Origin of the sequence: Piscibacillus halophilus (assembly GCF_900110685.1) — a bacterium.
In the GTDB taxonomy this organism is placed as follows: Bacteria; Bacillota; Bacilli; order Bacillales; family Alkalibacillaceae; genus Piscibacillus; species Piscibacillus halophilus.
Genome location: NZ_FOES01000073.1, coordinates 1 through 5209 on the forward strand (window position 1 = coordinate 1; position 5209 = coordinate 5209).

6 protein-coding genes are annotated in these 5209 nt (G+C 35.1%); 1 reads left to right on the top strand and 5 read right to left on the bottom strand.

Annotated elements, in window-relative coordinates; all coding sequences use genetic code 11:
• The 5 genes from BMY57_RS15685 to BMY57_RS15705 all read right to left on the bottom strand — a co-directional run.
• Positions 1 to 242 (bottom strand): transposase (locus BMY57_RS15685; RefSeq protein WP_177176410.1); only part of this gene is annotated, 242 nt, incomplete at its 3' end.
• A 196-nt stretch (positions 243 to 438) separates the two neighbouring features.
• Positions 439 to 1248 (bottom strand): carbohydrate ABC transporter permease, encoded by an 810-nt coding sequence (locus BMY57_RS15690; protein WP_091776366.1) that lies wholly within the window; start codon positions 1246 to 1248, stop codon positions 439 to 441.
• Between the two features lie 16 nt (positions 1249 to 1264).
• On the bottom strand, positions 1265 to 2215 hold the full coding sequence (locus BMY57_RS15695) for a carbohydrate ABC transporter permease (protein ID WP_091776369.1): 951 nt from the start codon (positions 2213 to 2215) through the stop codon (positions 1265 to 1267).
• A 75-nt stretch (positions 2216 to 2290) separates the two neighbouring features.
• Entirely contained in the window at positions 2291 to 3583 is a 1293-nt protein-coding gene (locus BMY57_RS15700) for a sugar ABC transporter substrate-binding protein (RefSeq protein ID WP_091776372.1), read from the bottom strand.
• Between the two features lie 17 nt (positions 3584 to 3600).
• Positions 3601 to 4779 carry an ROK family transcriptional regulator gene (locus BMY57_RS15705; RefSeq protein WP_091776375.1) on the bottom strand — a complete coding sequence of 393 codons (1179 nt, stop codon included), beginning with the start codon at positions 4777 to 4779 and terminating at the stop codon, positions 3601 to 3603.
• A gap of 206 nt (positions 4780 to 4985) precedes the next feature.
• Here BMY57_RS15705 and BMY57_RS15710 point away from each other — a divergent pair.
• Positions 4986 to 5209, top strand: a 224-nt coding sequence (locus tag BMY57_RS15710; protein ID WP_143063859.1) for a transposase, incomplete at its 3' end; no start/stop codon positions are given.

Genomic DNA, 5209 nt, shown 5'->3' on the forward strand with positions numbered 1-5209 from the left:
CGATCGCGTGGAATATCAATATTTAATTCCCCATATTCCGTTTTAATTGAACGAGGGTAAGTGCCATTACGTGAATTGCCAGAATTAAAACCTTTTCGATCATAAGGTTCATAATCTAAGAAAGCTGTCAATTCATTTTTGAGTAATTGATTGACTGCTGACTCAAGATGTTGGCGAAAAACTTCTTGGATATCCTGTTTTTGGACTAGAGCTTCAATTAAATCTGTAGTAACATGGTTCATAGGGAAGACCTCTTTTCTGTGAATTTTGTCGGCTAACTTAATTCTACAAAAAGGGTCTTCCTTTTTCTATGTTCTAAAAATCATTTACACAAAATATTTTATACTCTCAAGAAAGCTTCCAAAAATAATTTTTGGAAGCTTTCTTTTTTATACTTTTAACCATTATGTTGATGTACTTTTTGATATAAGTACCTTACTATTTCATCCCCGTCAACGTAATACCTTTTATAATATGTTTTTGTAAGATAAAGAATACAATTATAAGAGGTATAACAGAAATTGCTGCACCTGTCATAATTAAGTGCCATTGTGATTCTGCTTCACCCGAGGAGAAAAACGATAAACCTACAGGTAATGTCCTTAATTTTGGAGATTCAATTACAATTAATGGCCATAGAAATGCATTCCAGTTACTTAAAAATGTAAAAATTCCTAAAGCTGAAAGTGCCGGCCAAACTTGTGGAATAGCAACTTTAAAGAAAATACCAAATTCACTCATCCCATCTACTCTTGCAGCGTTTAGTAGATCATCTGGTATTTGTTCCATAAATTGTTTCATTAAAAATACTCCAAATCCAGTCATTAAACCCGGAAATAAAATACCCCAAAAAGTATTTGTCCAACCTAGCTCCGAACTCATTAAATACCAAGGAATAATTAACATTTCAGTCGGAACCATTAATGTACTTAAAATTAAGAGGAATAAAACACCTCTACCGACAAAATCAAATTTAGCAATAATATATCCAACTAAAGAATCGAAAAAAGCAACACTAATGGTCGTTATGACAGCTATAATTAGACTGTTTAAGAACCATCTTAAAAATAAACTTTCTTCAAAGATTGTTAAGTAATTTTCGATGGTTGGATTCTTAGGTATAATATCAAGACTGAAAATGTCCATTGGTGCTTTAAATGACGTAGAGAGCATCCATATGAACGGAAATAACATAATAATAGAACCTATAATCAAAGCAATATAGGGCAGTGACTTTCCAAACTTCATCTTCAACTCCCCCTTCCTAGTAATCAAATTTTCTAGTTAAGACTTTTAATTGAAAAACGGTTAAAGCTAAAATAAATAAGAATAGCAATACTGTAGCAGCTGAAGCCATCCCTAAATCAAACTGATTAAATGCCAGTTGGTAAATATAAACCACAACGGATGTAGTAGAGTTTAAAGGTCCACCAGCTCCATTCACACTCATGTTCACGACTTGTGTGAACGAAATCTGAATAAAATTGATCGTACCTATAACCGCCGAGAATACTATAGTTGGATTTAATAATGGGACAGTAATTTTCCAAAACTTTTGCCATCCACTAGCTCCATCAATATCTGCTGCCTCATAAAGCATTTCTGGAATGTTTTCTAATCCTGCTAAAAATAACACCATTTGAAATCCAATTGATTGCCAAATCATCGCACCAATAATTAAATAGATTGCCTGATCAGGTGAATTTAAAAATGGCTGGGGAGACAATCCAATCATAACTAATAAATCATTGATGACACCATTTTTCATAAGAATCCATTGAAACACCCAACTAATCGCAACAATACTAGTTACATAGGGAATGAAATAAATAACCCTAAAAATACCAACGAATCTATTAATCTTATGTAACAATAAAGCGACAATCATCCCAAATAGTAGTTGGCCAGTAACCCCTAGTACTATGTAAATCATTGTGTTTACGACTGATTTTATGAAGACACTATCATTAAATAGTGCAATAAAATTATCAAGCCCAATAAATGGGTGTGGGCCAGCTGATAATAAGTTCCAGTCACGAAAACCAATATTAAACGTGTATAACGTCGGAAGCAATCGTATACCTAAGTAAAAAATAATAGGTAAAAGCAAAGCAGAAATGATAAATACATTTCTTTGAAATTTATAATTGCTTAATAGTTTATTAAATTTTGAGGAACTCTGTTTTTGTTCAGACTCCTTTTTTAAAGCCCCCATTAAAAATTCCCCTCCTTTTAAAAAGTTAATGAAAGGACCGATTCGATCCTTTCATTAACATTCAAATTTAAAACATTATCTTTCAGACCAATATTCATTGAATAGTGCTTGTGTTTCTTCCACTAATATCTCGAACGACTCTTCTGGACTCATTCCTTCTAATAGAACTCTGTCCGCGGCATCAATCACAAGATCTCTTTCCTTTGTTTCATCAACAAAGAAGTGAGCATTTGCGAATGGAAGTGACTCAATAAATGGTCCATAAATTTCATCTTCAGTAAATTTATCTTGCATAGCTACATCTTCACGTGCTGGTAATTCACCTGTGCCATCAAGCCATTTTTCCATGACCTCTTTACTCGTTAAAAATTCAAGAAATTTAACTGCTGCATCTAATTTTTCTCCTTCAACATCTGCAGTTATACCGTTAGTCCAGAAAGAAGCACCTGTAGACTTTTCATCCTTACCAGGCATTGGAGCCACACCATAATTCAAATCTGGAGCATCCTTCTGAAGAGTACCGATTCTAAATGAACCGTCTATATTCATAGCTGCCTTCTCAGTCATAAATGCTGTAACATCATCAGTAAAAAATCCAACTTCAGAAGTATTTAAATCGGTTGGGAAGCTTAACCAATATTTGAATGCTTCTAATCCAGCATCCCCCTCTCCCCAGACAACTTCACGTCGATCATCACTTAATACTTGACCACCGTTTTGAATCGTCAAACCATCACGCAGCCAATGGTGACCTTGTTGCGCAGGTTCCCAAGCTAAACCAGATTGTTCCAAACGACCACTGTCATCGGATTTTGTTAATTCTAACGCGTACTCTTCTAGTTCATCCCATGTTTCAGGTGGACTATCAGGGTCTAAGCCTGCTTCTTCAAATAAATCCTTGTTATATAGTAAAGCTAAAGTCCTTACTGCCGTTGGAATCGTCCAGTATTCTCCGTCTAATTTAGTCGCTTCTACTAATGGGAAAAATTCATCTTCAATCTCTTCGTGTGGGAAGGCATCTTGAGGTAGAGGTTGTAAGTACCCTGAGTCTACGTACATCGGCACCCAACCGTAGAATAAATTAATGATGTCTGGTCCATTTCCAGCTGGAACTTGAACAGCTACTTGCTCGTTGTATTGATCATATGGAAAGTTCGTTTGTTCGACTTTAATACCAGGATTTTCGCTTTCGAATTCTTCAATTAATTCATCCATTAAATCTACTTTGGCATCAAAAGCATATTGCCAATACTCTAACGTAATGACATCCCCTTCTTCTTCTTCAGTACCCTCTTCCGAATCACTACAAGCGGCAAGAATTAGAGCTACTAAACATAAATAAAGTAATGCTCGCCAATTCTTTAACATCTTAATAAATTCCCCCTTTAAAATTTTAAAATTGAATCGTTTTCTTTTAAAAATAATCTTCCGGCTCCAATCAGTGAAACATCTTGAAGTTTTGTTACAGCTAATTCAAAATCCATCGGGATATGTCTTCTCACTTTTTCCTCCAATGTTGATAAATAAGGTCCAATAGATTTTGAAATACCACCACCAAGAACAATTTTTTTAGGGTTTATCACTGAAATGACATTGACTAATGCAATAGCTAGATGACTCATAACATCATCAATTATAGTCATAGCAATTGCATCTTTTTGTTGAGCTTTAATGAAAATTTCTTTTGCAGTCATATTTTGATAGTTTGATTGGATCATTCTAGTCGTAAAGGACGAACCACCTACATGATTATCTAGAAACCCAAAGCCCTTGAAAGCTTCTTCATATTTTTCTTCAGCGAGGCTTTTATCCGTAATCATATAGCCAACTTCTCCCGCAGCAAATGAATGACCACGATAAAGTTGATTATTAATTATAATGCCACTACCGATTCCTGTACCTAGTGTAATCATCACAAAATTATCTTCGTAACGTCCCTCACCTTTCCAATGCTCTCCCAATGCAGCTACGTTAACATCATTGTCGATGTAAACAGGGAAAGGTAACAATGGTTCAAGTGAAGAAACCAAAGGAAAGTTAGTCCACTTTATAGTAGGAGCATCAATGACAACACCATTCTCAATGTCTGTCATTCCAGGCACTCCAATTCCAACACCCAAAAACTGTTCAGTATCTTTACCACTATCTTGAATTAGTTTAATGATTTCAGTGGCCAACTTCTCTACAAAAAAATCACCAACATGATCCTGAGTCTTAAAGAAAGACTTAGAGGATACTTTCCCTTCAAGGTCCATAATTGCCATTTCAACAACTGTTCCACCGATATCAACACCAACTATATGATAAGCATCTTTATTGAAGAAAATTTGTATGGGCTTTCTCCCACCAGCAGAACTCGCTTTTGACCCAGCCTTTTCAAGAACCCACTTTTCTAGAATTAACTCATCGACCAAACTAGATACGGTCGGTTTACTAATGTTTAATGCTTTTGAAATATCCGCTCGAGATATACCAGGGTTATTTTGAATGTAATGTAATATCCTTTTTTTATTAAAAAATTTAGAAGAATATTCTTGTATGTATGGTCGCACGTTAATTATCATTCTCCCTCCCCTCTAAATTCATTGTTAATTAACTTAACTAACTAACCTTAAAAATATCATACTATTGAAAATATTTTATGTCAACGCTTACATTTTTTTAAGATGACGTACAATAGTTTGTGTAAAACTCTTGAAGACAAAAAAAGAGGCAGGGTATCCTCAGAGTAAACAACGAAATCAACTCATGAAAGGAGATGCCCTACCTCATGTTTACAAGTATAGGACAAAACAACCTCGAAAATCAACTGGACGAATTAGTCCGCTCTTTCGTCCAAGAGAAGCTAGAAACAATTATGAAGGAAGAAATGAATCAATTTTTCGAAGAAAATCCTGAGCTAAAAAACTATAAGAACGGCAGTTACGGTCGTCAATTGGATACGAAATACGGTCGCATCCAAGACCTTCAGGTGCCACGAGATCGAGAAAACGC

Bases quoted from the DNA above. Each gene is read 5' to 3' on its own strand.
- BMY57_RS15690 (WP_091776366.1), bottom strand. From the start codon at position 1,248: ATGAAGTTTGGAAAGTCACTGCCCTATATTGCTTTGATTATAGGTTCT.
- BMY57_RS15695 (WP_091776369.1), bottom strand. From the start codon at position 2,215: ATGGGGGCTTTAAAAAAGGAGTCTGAACAAAAACAGAGTTCCTCAAAA.
- BMY57_RS15700 (WP_091776372.1), bottom strand. From the start codon at position 3,583: ATGTTAAAGAATTGGCGAGCATTACTTTATTTATGTTTAGTAGCTCTA.
- BMY57_RS15705 (WP_091776375.1), bottom strand. From the start codon at position 4,779: ATGATAATTAACGTGCGACCATACATACAAGAATATTCTTCTAAATTT.